We start from the raw sequence: 15,862 nt of genomic DNA, 5'->3' as shown, positions 1-15,862 counted from the left end.
GGGTGGGGGGGCGGGCCCCCTCTCCTCGCCCGGGGCCCCCCCCCCCCCCGGGCCCGCGGGCCCCGCGCCCCCCCGGCGCGCCCCCGCCCGGGCCCGGCGCCCGGGCTGGCCGACATCCAGGCCGTCCTCGACCGCCTCTCCCCGCAGCGCACCACGGCCTCGGCGCTCCGCTGGGCCTCGGTGTTCCGGATCAGCCACCGCATCGTGGACCGGTACGGCGACGGCCGCGTCCTCGTCGCCGGGGACGCGGCCCACATCCACCCGCCGACCGGCGCCCAGGGCATGAACACCGGCATCCAGGACGCCTACAACCTCGCCTGGAAACTCGCCCTCGCCGTCGACGGCGCCGCCTCCGCCGCCCTCCTCGCCAGCTACGACGCCGAGCGCCGCCCGGTCGGCGAGGAGGTCGTCGCCCGCACCGTGCGGCACGCCACCGGCGGCGGCGTCCAGGCCGACCCGGAGGACCCGGCGACCCTGATGCTCCGCGAGGCACAGCTCCTCGTCGACTACCGGGGCAGCCCGATCGTCGACCCGCCCGGCGAAGGCCCGGGACCCGCCCCGGGGGACCGCGCCCCCGACTGCGGCGGTCTCGTCGGCCCGATCGCCACCTATCCGGTCCGCCTGTACGACGTCCTCCGCGACCGCCCCACCGTCCTGCTGCTGTACGGGACGGGGTACGGCTCCGGCGGCGTCGCCGGCCGCGACGAGCTGGCCTCGGCGGCCTGGCGCGCCACCGGAGGCCGCGTCGACGTCTGCGCGGTGCGCCCGCCGGGCGCGCCGGCCGGCACCGGGCCGCTGCCCGTATACCGGGACACCGGCGGCGAGTTCGCCGCCCGTTACGCGACCGGAGGCGAAGGGCCCGTCGCGTTCGTCGTCCGTCCCGACGGCCACCTCGGCGCCCGGCTGCCCGACCCCGACCCTGCCCGTCTGACCGCACACCTGGCCCGGGTCTTCGCCGCGCCCGGCGGCGCGGGCTAACCCTTCTCGGCCCTGGCCTTCTCGTCGTCCCGCCGCTTGCGGGGGCGGTCGGCCTCCGCCGCGGCGAACTCCGCCGCCGCCGAGTAGGTCTCCGGGATCGTGAGCAGGGAGGCCACGCCACGCGCCGCCACGCCGGCCGCCCTCACCACGACCTCCGCCAGTTCCTCCACCATCACGGGTCCCCTCGTTCTCGGTAGTGCGTCGTGCTTCATCCCTACTGACGTGCGGGGACGTCCGAAGGTTGAGTGGACGGCGCGGCCTTCGCCGCCGCGACGAAGGCGCGGACCAGGTCGTGGTCCTTCACGCCGGGCGCCGACTCGACGCCGCTGGAGACGTCGACGCCCCAGGGGCGGGCGGTGGCGATCGCCTCGGCGACGTTCCCGGGGGCGAGGCCGCCGGCGAGGAGCCAGTGGCCCTCCGGGCGGGCCGTGTCCAGGAGCGAGAGGTCCCAGCGCGAACCCGAGCCCGCCTTGGGCGAGTCGAGCAGCAGGATCTCCTCGCCCAGCGCGCCCACCCGGGTGTCGGGCCCGTCGGCGAGCGCGGTCGCCCGCCACAGGTGCGGGAAGACCGCGGCGGCGGCCTCGAACTCGGCGCGGTCGTAGGCGCGTCCGTGCAGCTGGAGCGCGTCGAAGCCGAGGGCGGCGGCGATCCGGGCGGCCTCGGCGGCCGGGGTGTCGTTGACGACGAGCACCGACACCACGCCGTCCGGCACGTGCGCGACGAGCACCGGCACCCGGTCCCGGTCGAGCCCCCGGACACTGGTCCCGCTGATCACCAGGCCGACCGCGTCCGCGCCCGCCTCGGCGGCCACGTCGATGTCGGCGGTCGTGGCGAGCCCGCACACCTTGACGAACACTCTGTCGCTCCTCTGCTCCCGTCCCGGCGCCGTCGAGCCTACTGACCGCTCCCGGCGGCGTCGATCCGCCGCTGGTGCACCCGCAGGTGGAGGGTGGCCAGGTCGAGCAGCGGGGTCGGCACGCCGAGGGCGCGGGCCCGCGCGGTCAGGTCCCCGAAGAGGTGCTCGACCTCGGTGGCCCGGCCCGCCGTGAGGTCCCGGTAGAGCGAGGGCACCATCGGCGAACCGGACGCCGAGACGACCGCGAGCGTCGCCGCCCGCTCCTCGTCCGGCACCGGGTGCCCGGCCGCCGCGGCGACCGCCGCCGCCTCCGCGAGCACCGCGGGGCCCAGCTCCGGGCCGCCGGGGGTGTCGTACACCTCGCCGACCGTGCCCCGCATCAGGCTCGTCACGGCGCCGAAGGTGGTGATGAAGACCCACTTGTGCCACATCGCGGTGACGATCGACGCGGGCACGGGCGCGTCGATCCCGGCGTCCTCCAGGACCGTACGGATCTCCTTCACGCGCGGCGAGACGGCGCCGTCCCGCTCGCCGAGGGCGAGGTGCGCCAGCGGCGCGAGGCGCCGGATCGCGCCGGTGTCGTCGAGCACCGTGACCACCTTCGCGACCCCGCCGAGGACGGCTCCGGCACCGAACCGGGCCTCCAGCGCGTCGAGGTGGGCCAGGCCGTTGAGCAGCGGCAGCACCGCCGTCCCCGGTCCCACGAAGGGGGCGAGGTCCGCCAGGGCCGCGTCGAGGGCGGTCGCCTTCACGCCGAGCAGGACGAGGTCGTACGGGCCTCCCGCCGGCCCCTCGCCGGCCGTGACGAGCCGGGGCGCGTCGAGCACCCACTCCTCGTCCCGGCCCACCACCCGCAGCCCGCCCGCGCGCAGCGCCGCCGCGCGTCCGGGGCGGACCAGGAAGGTGACGTCCTGCCCGGCGCGGGCCAGCATCGTGCCGAAGTAGCCACCGGTGGCGCCGGCGCCGACGACGAGGATCTTCATGGGGTTCCCTTCGTGGAGCGCCGGACCGGCGCGGTGGTGAGCAGCGGGGTGAGCAGCCGGTGCGGGCGGGCCAGGGCCGCCGTCACCGGGTCGGCGTCGTCGCCGGGCGGGGCGAGCCCGGGCCCCGGGGCGACCAGCAGGTCACCGGGCGGGACGGCGGCGGCGCAGCCGGAGCAGTGCCCGTCGGGGCCGACCGGGGCCCCGTCGGCGTGGTGCAGGAAGAGCCGGCGCGGCCCGCCCCCGGGCGGCGGCGCGTGCTCCTCGCCCCATTCGGTGAGCGCCCGGACGGCCGGCCACAGCCCGAGGCCCTTGGCGGTGACCACGTACACCTCGCGGCGGCCGCCGCCCGGGTCGGGGCGGCGGTCCAGGACGCCGGCGGCGGTGAGCCCGGCCAGCCGGTCGGTGAGCACGGCCCGGGGCAGCGACAGGTGCCCGGCGAACTCGCCGAACCTGCGCACCCCGTAGAAGGCGTCCCGCAGGATCAGCAGCGTCCAGCGCTCGCCGACGACCTCCATCGTGCGGGCGAGGGAGCAGGTCTGGCCGCGGTAGTCGCGCGGAAGGGTCATGGCGGGCAGCCTAGCCGAAAGAGTTCGGTGACTGAACTCTTTTTGTCATGCGAGACGGCCGGAGAGGTCGTGCGAGGGGGCCGGAGAGATCCCACGGCGCTGCCGGAGAGGTCGTGCGAGGCCGTCGGAGAGATCGCGCGGGCCCCCGGGGTGGTATTTCTGTTCGAGCGAAAGGGGTGACTAGGCTCATGCCCACCATGAACCAGCCCACGGAACCCAAGGCCGACAAGGCGGGCGTGCGCCGGCACAACCTGAGCCTCGTCCTCAGGACCGTCCACGACGCCGGCGAGACCACCCGGGCCGCCGTCGCCGCCCGCGTCGGCCTCACCCGGCCCGCCGTCTCCTCCCTGGTGGAGCAGCTCCTCGACCTCGGGTTCCTGGTCGAGTCCGGCAAGACCTTCAGCGGCCAGGCGGGCCGCCCCGGCACCGTCCTCAAGCCCGCCGGGACCGGCCCCGCCGGCCTCGGCGTCGAGATCAACGTCGCCTACGTCTCCGTCTGCCTGGTGGACCTCACCGGCACCGACCGGATCCGCCGCACCGTCCGCGTCGACAACCGCGCCGCCGCCCCCGAGGTCCTCGCGCGCGCCGCCGCCGTCGCCGCCGAGGCGCTTGCCGAGGCCGAGGCCCTCGGCCTGGTCCCGGCCGGCGCCGCCCTCGCCCTGCCCGGCCTGGTCTCCGGCGGCACCGTCCGCCAGGCCCCCAACCTCGGCTGGCACGGCACCCCCGCCGAGCGCCTCTTCGGCGACGCCCTTGCCGCGCTGCGCCCCGCCGCCCCCGACCTCCCGATCGCCTCCGACAACGAGGCCAACATGGCGGCGCTCGCCGAGCTCCGCTTCGGCGCCGCCGGCACGCCCCGCACCTTCCTCCACCTCACCGGCGAGACCGGCGTCGGCGGCGCCGTCGTCGTCCACGGCGAACTCCTGCGCGGCGCCCACGGATTCGCCGGCGAGATCGGCCACCTCGTCGTCGACGCCGAGGGGCCCCGCTGCCGCTGCGGCTCCCGAGGCTGCCTGGAGCAGTACGCCGGCCAGGTCGCGCTGCTGGCCGCGGCGGGCGCCGACGACGTCGACGACCTCGCCGCCCGCGCCGAGCGAGCCGACCCGCGGGCGCTCGCGGCCCTCGCCGAGGCCGGCCGGATGCTCGGCCGGGCGCTCTCCGGCGCGGTCAACCTCCTCGACCCCGAGGCGGTCGTCCTCGGCGGCATCTACCCCCGGCTGATGCCCTGGCTGGCCCCGGCCGTCTCCGCCGAACTCGCCGAACGGGTCGTCTCCGGCCTCTGGCCCGCCGACGCCCTCCGCCTGCGCGCCGCCTCCCCGGCCACCGACGCGGCCCGGGGCGCCGCCGCCCTCGTCCTCCACGACGTCCTCGCCGACCCGCTCGCCCACACCCGCTGACGGTCGGTCGGCGGGCGAATAAAGGCGCGTGGCCGGCGGGAGGTCCCGACTAGGGTGCGGGAATGCCGGACATCGTCATTCCTCCCAAGCCGCGCCCCGGGGACCGGGTCGCCGTGCTGTCGCCCGCCGCCGGACTCCCCGAAGTGCTGCCGCTCCCGTTCGAGTTGGGCCTGCGGCGCCTGTCGGAGGAGTACGGGCTCGTGCCCGTCGAGTACCCGACCACGCGCAAGCTCGGCGCGTCCCCTCGGGACCGGGCCGCCGATCTGCACGCCGCCTTCGCCGACCCCACCGTCAAGGCCGTCGTCGCCAGCATGGGCGGCGACGACCAGATCACCCTTCTCCCTCACCTCGACGACGCGTTGATCCGCGCGAACCCGAAGCCGTTCTTCGGGTTCAGCGACAACACCAACCTGCTGATGCGACTGTGGAACCTCGGCGTGGTCGGCTACCACGGGGCCGCCGTGATGACCCAGTTCGGCCGCCCTGGCGCCGTCCACCCCGTCACCGACGCCTCGGTCCGGGCCGCGCTCTTCGGCTCCGGCCCGTACGACCTGCCGGCCCCGACCGACACCAACGACGTCGAGCGCCCCTGGGAGGACCCCCGCACCTTCGACTCCGCACCCGTCATGGAGCCCGCCGGCCCCTGGTACTGGCACCGGGCCGACCGGGTGGTCGAGGGCCGCTCCTGGGGCGGCTGCCTGGAGATCGTCGCCCAACTCCTCATCGCGGGAGGGGAGATCGCGGAGCCGGCGGCGTACGAGGGCGGGGTGCTGGTCCTGGAGACCTCCGAGCTGCTGCCCTCCGCCGACGAGGTCTTCCGGATCCTCCGGGCGATGGGGGAGCGGGGCCTGCTCGCCCGCTTCCCGGCGCTCCTCATGGGCCGGGCCCGCGCCTGGTCCTTCGAGACCCCCAACGACCCGGCCGCCCGGGCCGCCTACCGCGAGGACCAGCGCGCGGCCGTGCTCCGCGCGCTCGACGCCTACGCGCCCGACACGATGGCCGTCTTCGACGTGGACCTCGGACACACCGACCCGCAGGTGGTGATCCCCTACGGCGGCGCGATCCGCGTGGACGGCCCGGCCCGCCGGATCACGGTCACGTACTGACATGGTGGGCGGGGGGCCGGGGGTCGGCCCTACCCGGCCTCCCGCCCCCGCCGGACCAGGTGGTCCCGCACCAGCGCCACGTGCGGGTGCGGCGGCGGCCCCGGGCGCTGCACCAGGAAGCCCGTGTTGATCGGCGGGTCCTCCGGCAGGTGCAGCGGTACGAGGGCGCCCGAGGCCAGCTCCGCCGCGCACAGGTAGCGCGGCAGGACGCTCACCCCGGCGCCGCCCGCCACCGCCGCCCGCACCGCGCGCAGGTCCGGGACGGTCACCGCGGGCACGGCCGTCAGGCGCCGGCCGAAGACGTGGCGCCAGTAGCGGCGCAGGATCGGCAGGTCCTCGGCGTACGCCACGAGCGGTACGCCGTGCAGCGCTGCCGGGCCCTCCTCGGCGACCCGTCCGCCGATCCGCTCGGCCCACCCCGGCGCGGCGACCAGGACGAACTCCTCGTCGCCGAGCGGCAGCCAGGTGAGGCTGCGGCCCCGGGGCCGTACCGTCGACACCACCAGGTCGTGGCGGCCCGCGCGCAGTTCGTCCAGCAGACCGTCCGTCAGGCCGAACGCGATCCGCAGCCGCACCCCCCGCTCCACCAGCGGTGCCAGGGTCGGCAGCACGGTGTGCGACAGGTACTCGGCCGGGCCCGCCAGGTGGACCGGCTCCGCCGGGCCGTCCTCGCCGGGCACCCCGGCCGCCGCGCCCGCGGCGGCGCTCAGCGCGTCCAGCGGGCCCATCACCCGCGCCGCCAGGTCGTCCGCGAACGGCGTCGGCGCCACCCCGCGCGGCAGCCGCTCGAACAGCTCCCGCCCCAGCCGGCCCTCCAGGGCCCTGATCTGCGCGGTCACCGTCGGCTGCGACAGGCCCAGGACCCGGGCGCCCGCGGTGAAGGCCCCGGCGCGGTACACGGCGAGGAAGGTCCGTAGCAGGTTCAGGTCCGGCGGCCCGGACGGCCCCGGTCCCGCCCCCGTCCCTATTCCCGGCGATCCATCAGAATTCCTATCGTCCACATGTCCGAGCCTATTGGATTCCCATGGGTCCGGGCGCCTACGGTCGAACCATCGCCGTCCCGGCCGAGCCCTCCGGGGCCCGGAACGGCGACCCGCTTCCTTCGCGACCCGAGAGGCCCCGCAGACCCATGTCGAAGATCCTTTTCGTGCTGACCGGCGCCGACCACTGGACCCTCGCCGACGGCACCGAGCACCCCACCGGCTTCTGGGCCGAGGAGGCCGCCGCGCCCTACGAGGCGTTCACCGCCGCCGGCCACGAGGTCGTCGTCGCCACCCCCGGCGGCGTCGTCCCCACCGTCGACCGGGGCAGCCTCGCCCCCGAGGCCAACGGCGGCCCCGAGGGCGCCGCGCAGGTGGCCGCCACCCTCGACGCCTTCGCCCAGCTGCGCACGCCGATCCGGCTGGAGGACGTCGACCTCGCCGAGTACGACGCCGTGTTCTACCCCGGCGGCCACGGCCCCATGGAGGACCTCGCCGTGAACGCCGACTCCGGGCGGCTGCTGATCGACGCGCTCGGCTCCGGCAAGCCGCTCGCCGTCGTCTGCCACGGTCCCGCCGCCCTGCTCGCCGCCGTCGGCGAGGACGGCGCGAACGCCTTCGCCGGCTACCGCGTCGCCGCCTTCACCGATGCCGAGGAGACCCAGGCGGGCCTCGCCGACAAGGCGAAGTGGCTCCTGGAGACGCGCCTGCGCGAGGCGGGCGTCGACGTCCAGGCCGGCGAGCCGTGGGCCCCGCACGTCGTCGTCGACCGCAACCTGATCACGGGCCAGAACCCGGCCTCCTCCGCCCCCCTGGCGACCGAGGTCCTGAAGCGCCTCGCCTGAGCGGCGCCCCGGCGGGGGCGGTGGCCGGGTGCCGCCCCCGCTCTCATCCGGCTCTCACGCGGGCCTTATCCCGGCCTCACACGGCGGCCCTACGTTCGCCGCCATGTTCTTCACCTACCTCCGGCGCGAACTGCGCCGCCGCAGAAAGGCGGCGCTCGTCGTCGCCTCCGGACTGGCGCTCGGGATCGCGCTGGTCATCGTCGTGACCTCGGTGTCCGCCGGAATGAAGCAGGCCCAGGGCAAGGTCCTCGAATCCCTCTACGGGCTCGGCACGGACCTCACGGTGACCAAGGCCCAGGAACGGCCCGCCGAGGGCGCGCAGCCCGCGCGGCCCCGGTTCGAGTTCCAGGGCCGGGACGACGGGGAGGCGCAGAGCAGCGACCGGCTGATGGTCCAGGGCCTCCAGACCCTCGCCGACTCCACCGTGGCCACGGTGGCCAAGCAGGCGGGCGTGGAGCGGGCCGTCGGCGGCCTCAGCCTCGTCAACCTGAAGATCAACGGCGAGTTCAAGCGCGGCGAGATCCAGCGCGGCGAAGGCCAGGCGGAGGGACAGCCGCAGGGTCCGGGGCAGGCGCAGGGCGGGACCGGCGGCGGTCCCGGCGACACCGTCACCGGCGGCGGCGCCGCCTTCGACGTCGACTCCTTCACCCTCTACGGCACCGACGTCACCAGCCCCGACCTCGGCCCGCTCACCACCTCCACCGTCACCCAGGGCCGCACCTTCAAGACCACCGAGACCGACGGCAAGGTCGTCGTGGTCGACAGCGCCTACGCCCAGCAGCAGGACCTCGCCGTCGGCGACGAACTCACCGTCAAGGGCGTGAAGTTCGAGATCATCGGCATCGCCACCGCCGACAGCGGCCAGTCCACCGCCCAGGTCTACCTCCCGCTGAGGCAGGCGCAGACCCTCTCCGACTCGGCCGGCAAGGTCACCACCGTCTACGTCAAGGCCACCGACTCCACGCGGATCGACGACGTCAAGACGGCCATCCGGAAGAACGTCCCCGGCACCACCGTCACCACCTCCGCCGACCTCGCCCAGACCGTCTCCGGCTCCCTCGACACCGCCGCCGGTCTCGCCTCCAACGTCGGCAGGTGGCTCTCGTACGCCGTGCTGCTCGCCGCCGTCCTCGTCGCCGGACTCCTCACCTCCTCCGCCGTCTGCCGCCGCGTCCGCGAGTTCGGCACCCTCAAGGCGCTCGGCTGGAAGAGCGGCCGCGTCACCCGCCAGGTCGTCGGCGAAGCCCTCGTCAACGGCGTCGTCGGCGGCGCCCTCGGCATCGCCCTCGGCCTCGCCGGCGCCTACGCCGTCACCGCCGTCAGCCCCACCCTGACCGCCGAACTCGGCGCCGGTACGGGCGGGTTCGCCGGCCGCGGCGGCGGCATGGTCCTCGGCGGCCCGGGCATGACGCGCACCGCCGCGGGCCGCAGCGTCGACATCGCGCTCACCGCCCCCGTCAGCCTCACCACCGTCGGGCTCGCCGTCCTCCTCGCCCTCGTCGGCGGACTCGTCGCCGGGGCCTTCGGCGCCTGGCGCGCCTCCCGGCTGCGCCCCGCCGACGCGCTGCGCCGCGTCGAGTAGCCGCCCCGCCCCTCCCCGTACCGCAGGAGCCCTTCCCCGTACCGCAGGAGCCCCTCCCGCACCCCAGGAGACCCACCCATGTACGAACTCATCGGCGTCACCAAGCAGTACCGGCGCGGCCAGGCGAGAGTCGACGCCCTCGCCGGGATCGACCTGAAGATCGCGCAGGGCGACCGCCTTGTCATCCAGGGCCCGACCGGCGGCGGCAAGTCCACCCTGCTCCAGATGCTCGGCGGCCTCGACCGCCCCACCGCCGGCAGCGTGTTCCTCGACGGCACCGACCTCGCCGGGCTCTCCGAGTCCCGGCTCACGGCCGTCCGCGGCCGGTCGATCGGCTTCGTCTTCCAGAGCTTCAACCTGATCCCCACGCTCACCGCGCAGGAGAACGTGGAGACCGCGCTCGTCCCGCTCGGCGCCAAGGCCGCCGAGCGCCGCCGCCGGGCCGCCGAGGCGCTGGACTCCGTCGGCCTCGGCGAGCGCGCCGCCCACCTGCCGTCCGAGCTCTCCGGTGGCCAGCAGCAGCGCGTCGCCATCGCCCGCGCGCTGGTCAAGCGGCCCCAGGTGCTCCTCGCCGACGAGCCCACCGGCAACCTCGACGAGTCCACCCGGGACGAGATCGCCGACCTCCTCGAAGGACTCTGCCAGGAGCACGGCCTGACCTTCGTGATGGTCACCCACGACAGCGTCCTGGCCCGCCGGGCCCCACGCCTCGCGACCCTCCGCAAGGGCCGCCTCACCGTCACCGAGAACCCGAAGGCCGCCGCCCCGTCGAACGCCTGAGACGCGGATCACGCCACCGGACCCTTGTTCGGCAATGCCGAACAGCGCGTACGGTGGCGTGTCCTTCCGTCGAGCGGGCAGAGGAGCCGGAGCGCGCCATGTTCACCTTCACCTCCCAGGACGGCGTCCGCGTCCACGTCCACGCCTGGCTCCCCGAAGGGCCCGTCCGCGGTGTCGTGCAGATCGCGCACGGCATGGGCGAACACGGCCTGCGGTACGCGCCGCTGGCCGAGCACCTGGCCGCCCGGGGGCACGCCGTCTACGCCGCCGACCATCGCGGCCACGGCCGGTCGATGCACGCCGGGCCCGGACACCTCGGCGCCGACGGCTGGAACCTCCTCGTCGGCGACCTCGCCACCCTCACCCGCGTCCTCCGCGAGCGGCACCCCGGCGTCCCGGTCGTCCTGTTCGGCCACAGCATGGGATCGTTCGCCGCCCAGCAGTACCTCCTCGACCACGCGGAGCTCGTCGACGGCGTGGCCCTCTCCGGCACCACCGCCGTCGACGCCCTGCTCACCGCGCTCGCGGAGGCGCCGGGGACCGGCGGCGGCCCCTTCGACGCCTTCAACGCCCCCTTCGCGCCCGTCCGCACCGAGGCCGACTGGCTCAGCCGCGACGAGGCGCAGGTCGACGCCTACCTCGCCGACCCGCTCTGCGGCTTCGGCCTCGACCTCCAGGGCCTCGCCCACCTGGCGGACGCCGCCGCCCGGCTCGCCGACCCCACCGGCCTCCCCGCCGACCTGCCCGTCGCGCTCTTCGTCGGCGACCGCGATCCGCTCAACGGCCGCCTCGCCCACACCGACCTGCTGGTCTCCCGCTACCGCGAGGCCGGCCTCACCGACCTCGCCTACCACCGCTACGAGGGCGCCCGCCACGAGGTCCTGAACGAGACCAACCGCGCGGAGGTCGTCGCCGACGTCACCGCCTGGATCGAGCGCGTCACCGGCTGACCGGCCTCAGATCCGGACGCCGTGCCCGCGCAGGTACCGCAGCGGATCCACGTCCGCGCCGAAGGACGGCCCGGTCCGCACCTCGAAGTGCAGATGCGGACCGGTCACCCGGCCCGTCGCCCCCGAGCGCGCGATCCGCTGCCCGCCCGACACGCTCTGCCCGGGGGCGACGTCGATCCGGGAGAGGTGGGCGTACTGGGTGTAGCGGCCGTCCGGGTGACGGAGCACCACCTCGTAGCCGTACGCGCCCGCGTACCCCGCCCGCACCACCCGGCCCGGCCCGACCGCCCGCACCGGCGTCCCGCTCGGCACCGCGAAGTCCTGCCCCGTGTGGTAGCCCCGCGACCAGGAACCGCGCTGCCCGTAGTACCCGGTGAAGACGTACGACTCCACCGGCGAGGTCCAGCCGCGCGCCGCCGTTCCGCCGCCCTGCGCGGGCCGCGACGGGCGCTCCGCCGGGGCCGCGCCGGAAAGGCCGGTGCGCTGTTCGTACGTCGAGCGGTGGGAGGTCCAGTACCAGTGCCCGCCGGAGCGGAACCAGTACACCCGGTCCGTGGCGTCCCAGCCCTGCCGCCCCCGGAAGACCGGCTCCCGCGCCGGGCCCGCCGGGGCGGGCTGCGCCGCCGCGGTGCCGGTGCGCTGGAGGTACACGGACCGATGGCCGGTCCACCGCCACTCGCCGGTCGCGTTGCGGAACCAGTAGCGCGAGCCGTCCCAGCCGGCGTGCGCCGGGGCCGGTTCGGCGGCGGCCGTGCCCGTGCCCGCGGCGGTCAGCGCGACCAGCCCCGCCGCCGTGACCACCGCGCGGCGCACCCCGTGCAGGGACGTCACGGAGTGCGCCGCCCGCGCGGCCTCCAGGCGGGCCGCCAGCGCGCCCGCCGCGCAGCCGGCGCAGGCGCAGTCCTCGGGGGTCTCGTCGGTGAAGCCGGGTGTCTCCAGGCCGTTCACGGCGGTGGTCCTCTCCACGGTCACTCGGTCACTCCTCGTTCGGGCGGGCGAGGTCGCCCCGCCGGGTGTAGAAGGCGACGGTCAGGTCCTTGACGAGGGCCTGCCGTTCGAAGTCGTCGAGCTCGACGAGGCCGCGCGAGGTCAGCCGGGTCACGGTGTCGTCGACGGCGTCGATCACGCCGGTGAGCACCGACTCCCGGTGCCGGGCGTCCAGGACGGCCAGCTGCCGGCGGTGCATCGCGGCGGCCACCTCGGGCGCGTACTCGATCCGGGTCGGCTGGGCCGAGAAGACGGCCACGCCGACCGGCCGGCACTCGGCCGCGAGCAGCCGCGTCAGCGCGTCGCCGACCGCCTCCGCGTTCCGCAGCGTCGGCGACCCGCCCTGGAAGGCGTCGGCGGGCAACTGGGACAGCACGCGCGCGGTGGCGGCCTCCACCTGCTCCCGCAGATAGCCGAGATGGTCGTCGACGGCGTACAGCGCGCGTGCCGTGTCCCGCACCGACCAGACCACCAGCACCACCACCCGCAGCGCCGACCCCTCGGCGTCCACGGCCGCGATGGGCTCGCTGCGCCAGTGCCGCAGCCGCACGTCGACGCGGCGGCGCAGCACGAAGGGGCTGATCCAGACCAGGCCGGTGCGGCGCACGCTGCCCCGGTAGCGGCCGAACAGGGAGAGCACCCAGGCGGAGCCGGTGCGCCCGCGCGTGAGGCCGCCGAGACAGACCACGGCGAGCACGCCCAGGCCGGCGAGAGCGGCCCACTCCCAGGGGAGCAGGTGCGCGGTGCGCAGCGGGCGGGCCCGCCAGAGCAGGGCGGCGGCGCTGCCCAGGGCGGCCGTCCCGGTGAGGACGGCGAGCCAGCCGGGGGCGGCGGGGCCGGGGCGCTCGGTGAGTCCGGCGTCGGCGGGCGGGTGGCGGCGCGGCGGGGCGCCGCCGTCGGCGAGGGGGTGGCCGGTCGCGGTGCGGGTCCGGGCGGTGTCGTCGCGGGGCCGGCTCGCGTCCTCGCGGGTCCGGGCGGTGTCGTCCCGGGGGCGGTCGGGGTCGTCGTGGGGGCGTTCGGGGCCGGGGTCCGACCGGAAGAGGTCGTCCATCGCTATGCCGTCCGCGTGCCGGCGCACGCGGTCGGGCCGGGCCCCGGGGGTTTGCTCGGTCATGAGGCCCTTTCGGCCGTACCGGAGGTGACGGCACGTCGGATGATCTTCGAACTCCATCGTCACAGGGGTGTATGTCCGGAATGCCGCGACAAAGGTCCTGAATCGCCGGGACCTTGGTCCCTCGGCCGCGACCTCCCCGGAGGCCGCTGTCAGTGCCTGCCTCTACCGTTCGGATCATGACGACGACCTATCTGGAGCTGTCCCAGGACGGCGGCGGTGCCCACAAGTTCTACGAAGTGACGGTCGACGGGCTGGAGGTGTCGGTCCGTTACGGCCGGATCGGCGCGGCCGGCCAGACCCAGCGCTCCGCCTTCGCGACCGCCGAGAAGGCGCGGGCCGCCGCGGCGAAGAAGATCGGCGAGAAGGTCCGCAAGGGCTACGCCCCGGCCGTCCCCGGACAGCGCGCCGCCCGGCCCGTCACCCGCCGCGCGGTCAGCTCCGCGCCCTCGACCGCCCGGGCCGTCGCCCCCGTCCTGTGGCGCTTCCGCACCGGCTCCGCCGCCTTCGGGATCCATGTCGACGAGGACCGGATCTGGGTGGGCAACCAGGCCGGGGACGTCTTCACGCTGGCCCACGGCGGCGAGGTGCTGGCCCGCTTCGGCCTCCCCGACGGCGTGAAGTGCCTGGTCGCGGACGACTTCTGGATCTACGCCGGCTGCGACGACGGCAAGGTCTACGACCTCTCCTCCAAGCTGCCGTTCGCCGCCTACGACATCACCTCCGACGTCGACATCTTCTGGCTCGACATCCACGAGGGCGTGCTGGACGTGGCCGACCGCTCCGGCCGGCTCACCGTCATCGACCACGAGGACGAGCACCAGTGGTCGCGCTCGGGCCGCGGCGAACACGCCTGGATGGTCCGGGCCGACGGCCGCGCCGTCTACTACGGCGACACCGAGGGCGTCACCGCCTACGCGAACGACGGCTCCGGCGAGCTGTGGCACACCGGCACCGACGGGGCGGTGCTCTTCGGCTGGCAGGAGGACACCGCCGTCTACGCGGGCACCGCCCGCCGCAAGGTGCAGCGGCTGGCCAAGAGCGACGGCCGGGTCGAGGCCGTCTACACCTGCGACTCGGTCGTGTACTCCTGCGCCACCTCGCCCGGCGGCCGGTTCGTCTTCGCCGGCGACTCGTCCTCCTCCGTCTACTGCTTCGCCGAGGACGGCACCCGGCTGTGGAAGCTGGGCACCGGCGGCGGTTCGGCGCTCTCCATGCAGTACCGCGACGAGCGGCTGTACCTGGTGACCACCGACGGCTCGCTGGTCTGCGTGGACGCGAGCGAGGCGGCGATCGAGGCCGCCCAGCAGGGCAGCGTCCCCGTCGTCCGGGACGTCAAGCTGGCCGCCGCGCTCCCCACGTACACCCCGGCGACCACCGTCTCCGCCGTCGCCTCCGTCGCGTCGGTGGCCGAGGCCCCGCCCGGCTCCATCGTGGTCGAGTGCGCCCGCGAGGGCGGCCGGAGCCGCGTCCGCGTGGTCAGCCACGGCTACGAGCCGTCGTGGAACGTGCAGTTCCCGCGCGCCATCCGGGAGCCCGGCGCGCGGTTCGTGGTGGAGGCCCTGCACCCGGCGGCCGGCGGCTTCTACCGGGTCCGGGGCGAGATCCGGCGGCTGCTGTGAGCGGGGACCCGGGCGGCAAGGGGGCGTTCGAGGCGGCGACCGGCGACGGGCCCCCGTTCACCGGCGACGCCGAGCAGCGCTCCCGCGAGGTCCGCTCCGCGCTCGAAGGGCTCCGGCAGATCCGGCGGCTGACCGGCACCCCGGGCGGCGGCGCCGGAGCCGTACCCGCCCTGTGGGAACGGCGGCAGCCGGTACGGGCCGTGGCGCTCGCCCTGGAGGCCGGCGGGCTCGCGCCCTCGGCGGTCGACGCCGGCGGCGCGCGCGTGGCGACCGGCTACCGCGTCCGGGCGGGGGAGCGGCCCGCCACCGCCGTGGTCGAGTGGCTGGGACCGCCCGGCGCCGGCGCCGCCGGACAGGAGACCGAGGCGCTGACCGCCTGCGCCCGGGTCCTCGCCGACCTCGGCTGGGAGGCCCTGCTCTACAAGGGACCGCGCGGCCGTCGCTTCCTGGAGACGGAGCCCGCCGCCGGAACGGCCGCCGGCCCGGTCCCGTCCTGAGCGGACGGACACCGGGCCGGGGGGAGTGCGGCGCGCGGTCAGGCGATCGAGGCGGAGACGATCGCGGAGACGGCGATGTTGCAGGAGGCGGTCACCCAGACCGCCGGGTGCGGCTCCGGGTCCACCAGCGTGGCACCCAGCTTGCCCGGCGTCACCAGGTCGACCACCAGGAAGGCGACGGCCATCATGACCAGGCCGAGGAGGCCGAAGGCGGCCGTGGAGACCAGGCCCTTGCCGAAGTTGTCGTAGGTGGTCCAGATCGAGGTGAAGACGATCCCGCCGATGCCGAGCAGGGCGGAACTGAGCAGGACGGCCGCGTTGCGGTTGCGGTCCTCCCATATCTGCCGGCCCAGCTTGCCGGGGGTCAGGATGTCCACCAGCACGATGCCGAGGATCAGCAGGACCACGCCGAGGGCGCCGTAGGCGGTGGCACGGCCGAGGCCGTTGACGATGTCGGTCATGGGAAGCCGGCTCCGGAGAGTGGTGATCGCGAGCGATCGACGGTCATGGACCGGCAAAATCTAGCGCACGGAACGAGCCGGGGGGGGGGGGGGCCGCCCCCGCCCCGGCGGGGGGCGGCGCGGCCCGCGGGCCCGCGCAGCGCCGAAGGACCACCCCCCCCCCG

Annotated in this window: 17 protein-coding genes; 9 read left to right on the top strand and 8 right to left on the bottom strand. The window is 75.9% G+C overall.

Annotated features, from left to right (window positions below; translation table 11 throughout):
* Nucleotides 1-978 (top strand): FAD-dependent monooxygenase (locus tag ACFW1I_RS16555; protein WP_384670309.1); only part of this gene is annotated, 978 nt, incomplete at its 5' end.
* On the opposite strand, the gene ACFW1I_RS16550 is transcribed toward ACFW1I_RS16555, so the two are convergent.
* Genes ACFW1I_RS16550 through ACFW1I_RS16535 form a run of 4 tightly spaced genes read right to left on the bottom strand, consistent with a single transcriptional unit; the run spans nt 975 to nt 3,383 of the window.
* A complete protein-coding gene (locus ACFW1I_RS16550) occupies nt 975-1,151 on the bottom strand; it encodes a hypothetical protein (protein WP_384670307.1) in 177 nt (58 codons plus the stop codon). The two genes, ACFW1I_RS16555 and ACFW1I_RS16550, sit on opposite strands and share 4 nt — an antisense overlap.
* Nucleotides 1,152-1,192: 41 nt before the next feature.
* Entirely contained in the window at nt 1,193-1,834 is a 642-nt protein-coding gene (locus tag ACFW1I_RS16545; protein ID WP_384670305.1) for a phosphoribosylanthranilate isomerase, read from the bottom strand.
* 38 nt (nt 1,835-1,872) lie between these two features.
* Nucleotides 1,873-2,817 carry a ketopantoate reductase family protein gene (locus ACFW1I_RS16540; protein WP_384670304.1) on the bottom strand — a complete coding sequence of 315 codons (945 nt, stop codon included), beginning with the start codon at nt 2,815-2,817 and terminating at the stop codon, nt 1,873-1,875.
* Complete coding sequence (locus tag ACFW1I_RS16535) at nt 2,814-3,383, bottom strand: winged helix-turn-helix transcriptional regulator (protein WP_384670302.1); 570 nt, start codon at nt 3,381-3,383, stop codon at nt 2,814-2,816. Before ACFW1I_RS16535 ends, ACFW1I_RS16540 begins: the two co-directional genes overlap by 4 nt.
* A 188-nt stretch (nt 3,384-3,571) precedes the next feature.
* Between ACFW1I_RS16535 and ACFW1I_RS16530 the strand changes: the two genes are divergently transcribed.
* On the top strand, nt 3,572-4,777 hold the full coding sequence (locus tag ACFW1I_RS16530; protein WP_384670300.1) for an ROK family protein: 1,206 nt from the start codon (nt 3,572-3,574) through the stop codon (nt 4,775-4,777).
* Between the two features lie 62 nt (nt 4,778-4,839).
* Nucleotides 4,840-5,883 (top strand): S66 peptidase family protein, encoded by a 1,044-nt coding sequence (locus ACFW1I_RS16525; protein WP_384670299.1) that lies wholly within the window; start codon nt 4,840-4,842, stop codon nt 5,881-5,883.
* 29 nt (nt 5,884-5,912) lie between these two features.
* On the opposite strand, the gene ACFW1I_RS16520 is transcribed toward ACFW1I_RS16525, so the two are convergent.
* Complete coding sequence (locus tag ACFW1I_RS16520; protein ID WP_384670298.1) at nt 5,913-6,884, bottom strand: LysR family transcriptional regulator; 972 nt, start codon at nt 6,882-6,884, stop codon at nt 5,913-5,915.
* A gap of 128 nt (nt 6,885-7,012) precedes the next feature.
* Here ACFW1I_RS16520 and ACFW1I_RS16515 point away from each other — a divergent pair, with 128 nt between their 5' ends.
* From ACFW1I_RS16515 to ACFW1I_RS16500, 4 genes are all read left to right on the top strand, one after another.
* Nucleotides 7,013-7,708 carry a type 1 glutamine amidotransferase domain-containing protein gene (locus tag ACFW1I_RS16515; protein WP_384670296.1) on the top strand — a complete coding sequence of 232 codons (696 nt, stop codon included), beginning with the start codon at nt 7,013-7,015 and terminating at the stop codon, nt 7,706-7,708.
* Nucleotides 7,709-7,811: 103 nt separating this feature from the next.
* Entirely contained in the window at nt 7,812-9,290 is a 1,479-nt protein-coding gene (locus ACFW1I_RS16510; protein ID WP_384670295.1) for an ABC transporter permease, read from the top strand.
* Nucleotides 9,291-9,368: 78 nt separating this feature from the next.
* Nucleotides 9,369-10,070, top strand: a complete 702-nt coding sequence (locus tag ACFW1I_RS16505; RefSeq protein ID WP_384670293.1) for an ABC transporter ATP-binding protein — start codon at nt 9,369-9,371, stop codon at nt 10,068-10,070.
* Between the two features lie 98 nt (nt 10,071-10,168).
* Nucleotides 10,169-11,020: an alpha/beta fold hydrolase gene (locus tag ACFW1I_RS16500; protein WP_384670292.1), complete on the top strand. Its 852-nt coding sequence runs from the start codon at nt 10,169-10,171 to the stop codon at nt 11,018-11,020.
* 6 nt (nt 11,021-11,026) lie between these two features.
* On the opposite strand, the gene ACFW1I_RS16495 is transcribed toward ACFW1I_RS16500, so the two are convergent.
* Nucleotides 11,027-11,992 (bottom strand): M23 family metallopeptidase, encoded by a 966-nt coding sequence (locus ACFW1I_RS16495; protein ID WP_384670290.1) that lies wholly within the window; start codon nt 11,990-11,992, stop codon nt 11,027-11,029.
* Between the two features lie 4 nt (nt 11,993-11,996).
* On the bottom strand, nt 11,997-13,121 hold the full coding sequence (locus ACFW1I_RS16490; RefSeq protein WP_384670288.1) for an SPFH domain-containing protein: 1,125 nt from the start codon (nt 13,119-13,121) through the stop codon (nt 11,997-11,999).
* Between the two features lie 176 nt (nt 13,122-13,297).
* On the opposite strand from ACFW1I_RS16490, the gene ACFW1I_RS16485 reads away from it, so the two are divergent.
* Together ACFW1I_RS16485 and ACFW1I_RS16480 are read left to right on the top strand one after the other, a co-directional pair.
* Nucleotides 13,298-14,740, top strand: coding sequence for a WGR domain-containing protein (locus tag ACFW1I_RS16485; RefSeq protein ID WP_384670286.1), 1,443 nt, complete (start codon nt 13,298-13,300; stop codon nt 14,738-14,740).
* Nucleotides 14,737-15,237 (top strand): hypothetical protein, encoded by a 501-nt coding sequence (locus tag ACFW1I_RS16480; RefSeq protein ID WP_384670284.1) that lies wholly within the window; start codon nt 14,737-14,739, stop codon nt 15,235-15,237. The genes ACFW1I_RS16485 and ACFW1I_RS16480 overlap by 4 nt, the downstream gene beginning before the upstream one ends.
* 38 nt (nt 15,238-15,275) lie before the next feature.
* On the opposite strand, the gene ACFW1I_RS16475 is transcribed toward ACFW1I_RS16480, so the two are convergent.
* The gene (locus tag ACFW1I_RS16475; RefSeq protein ID WP_030498656.1) at nt 15,276-15,698 is read right to left on the bottom strand and encodes a DUF350 domain-containing protein; all 423 of its coding nucleotides are present in this window, start codon (nt 15,696-15,698) and stop codon (nt 15,276-15,278) included.
* Nucleotides 15,699-15,862 lie beyond the last annotated feature (164 nt).

It is taken from the genome of Streptomyces sp. NPDC058955, assembly GCF_042741435.1.
Lineage (GTDB): Bacteria > Actinomycetota > Actinomycetes > Streptomycetales > Streptomycetaceae > Streptomyces.
This window is presented reverse-complemented; position numbering and strand designations above follow the sequence as displayed.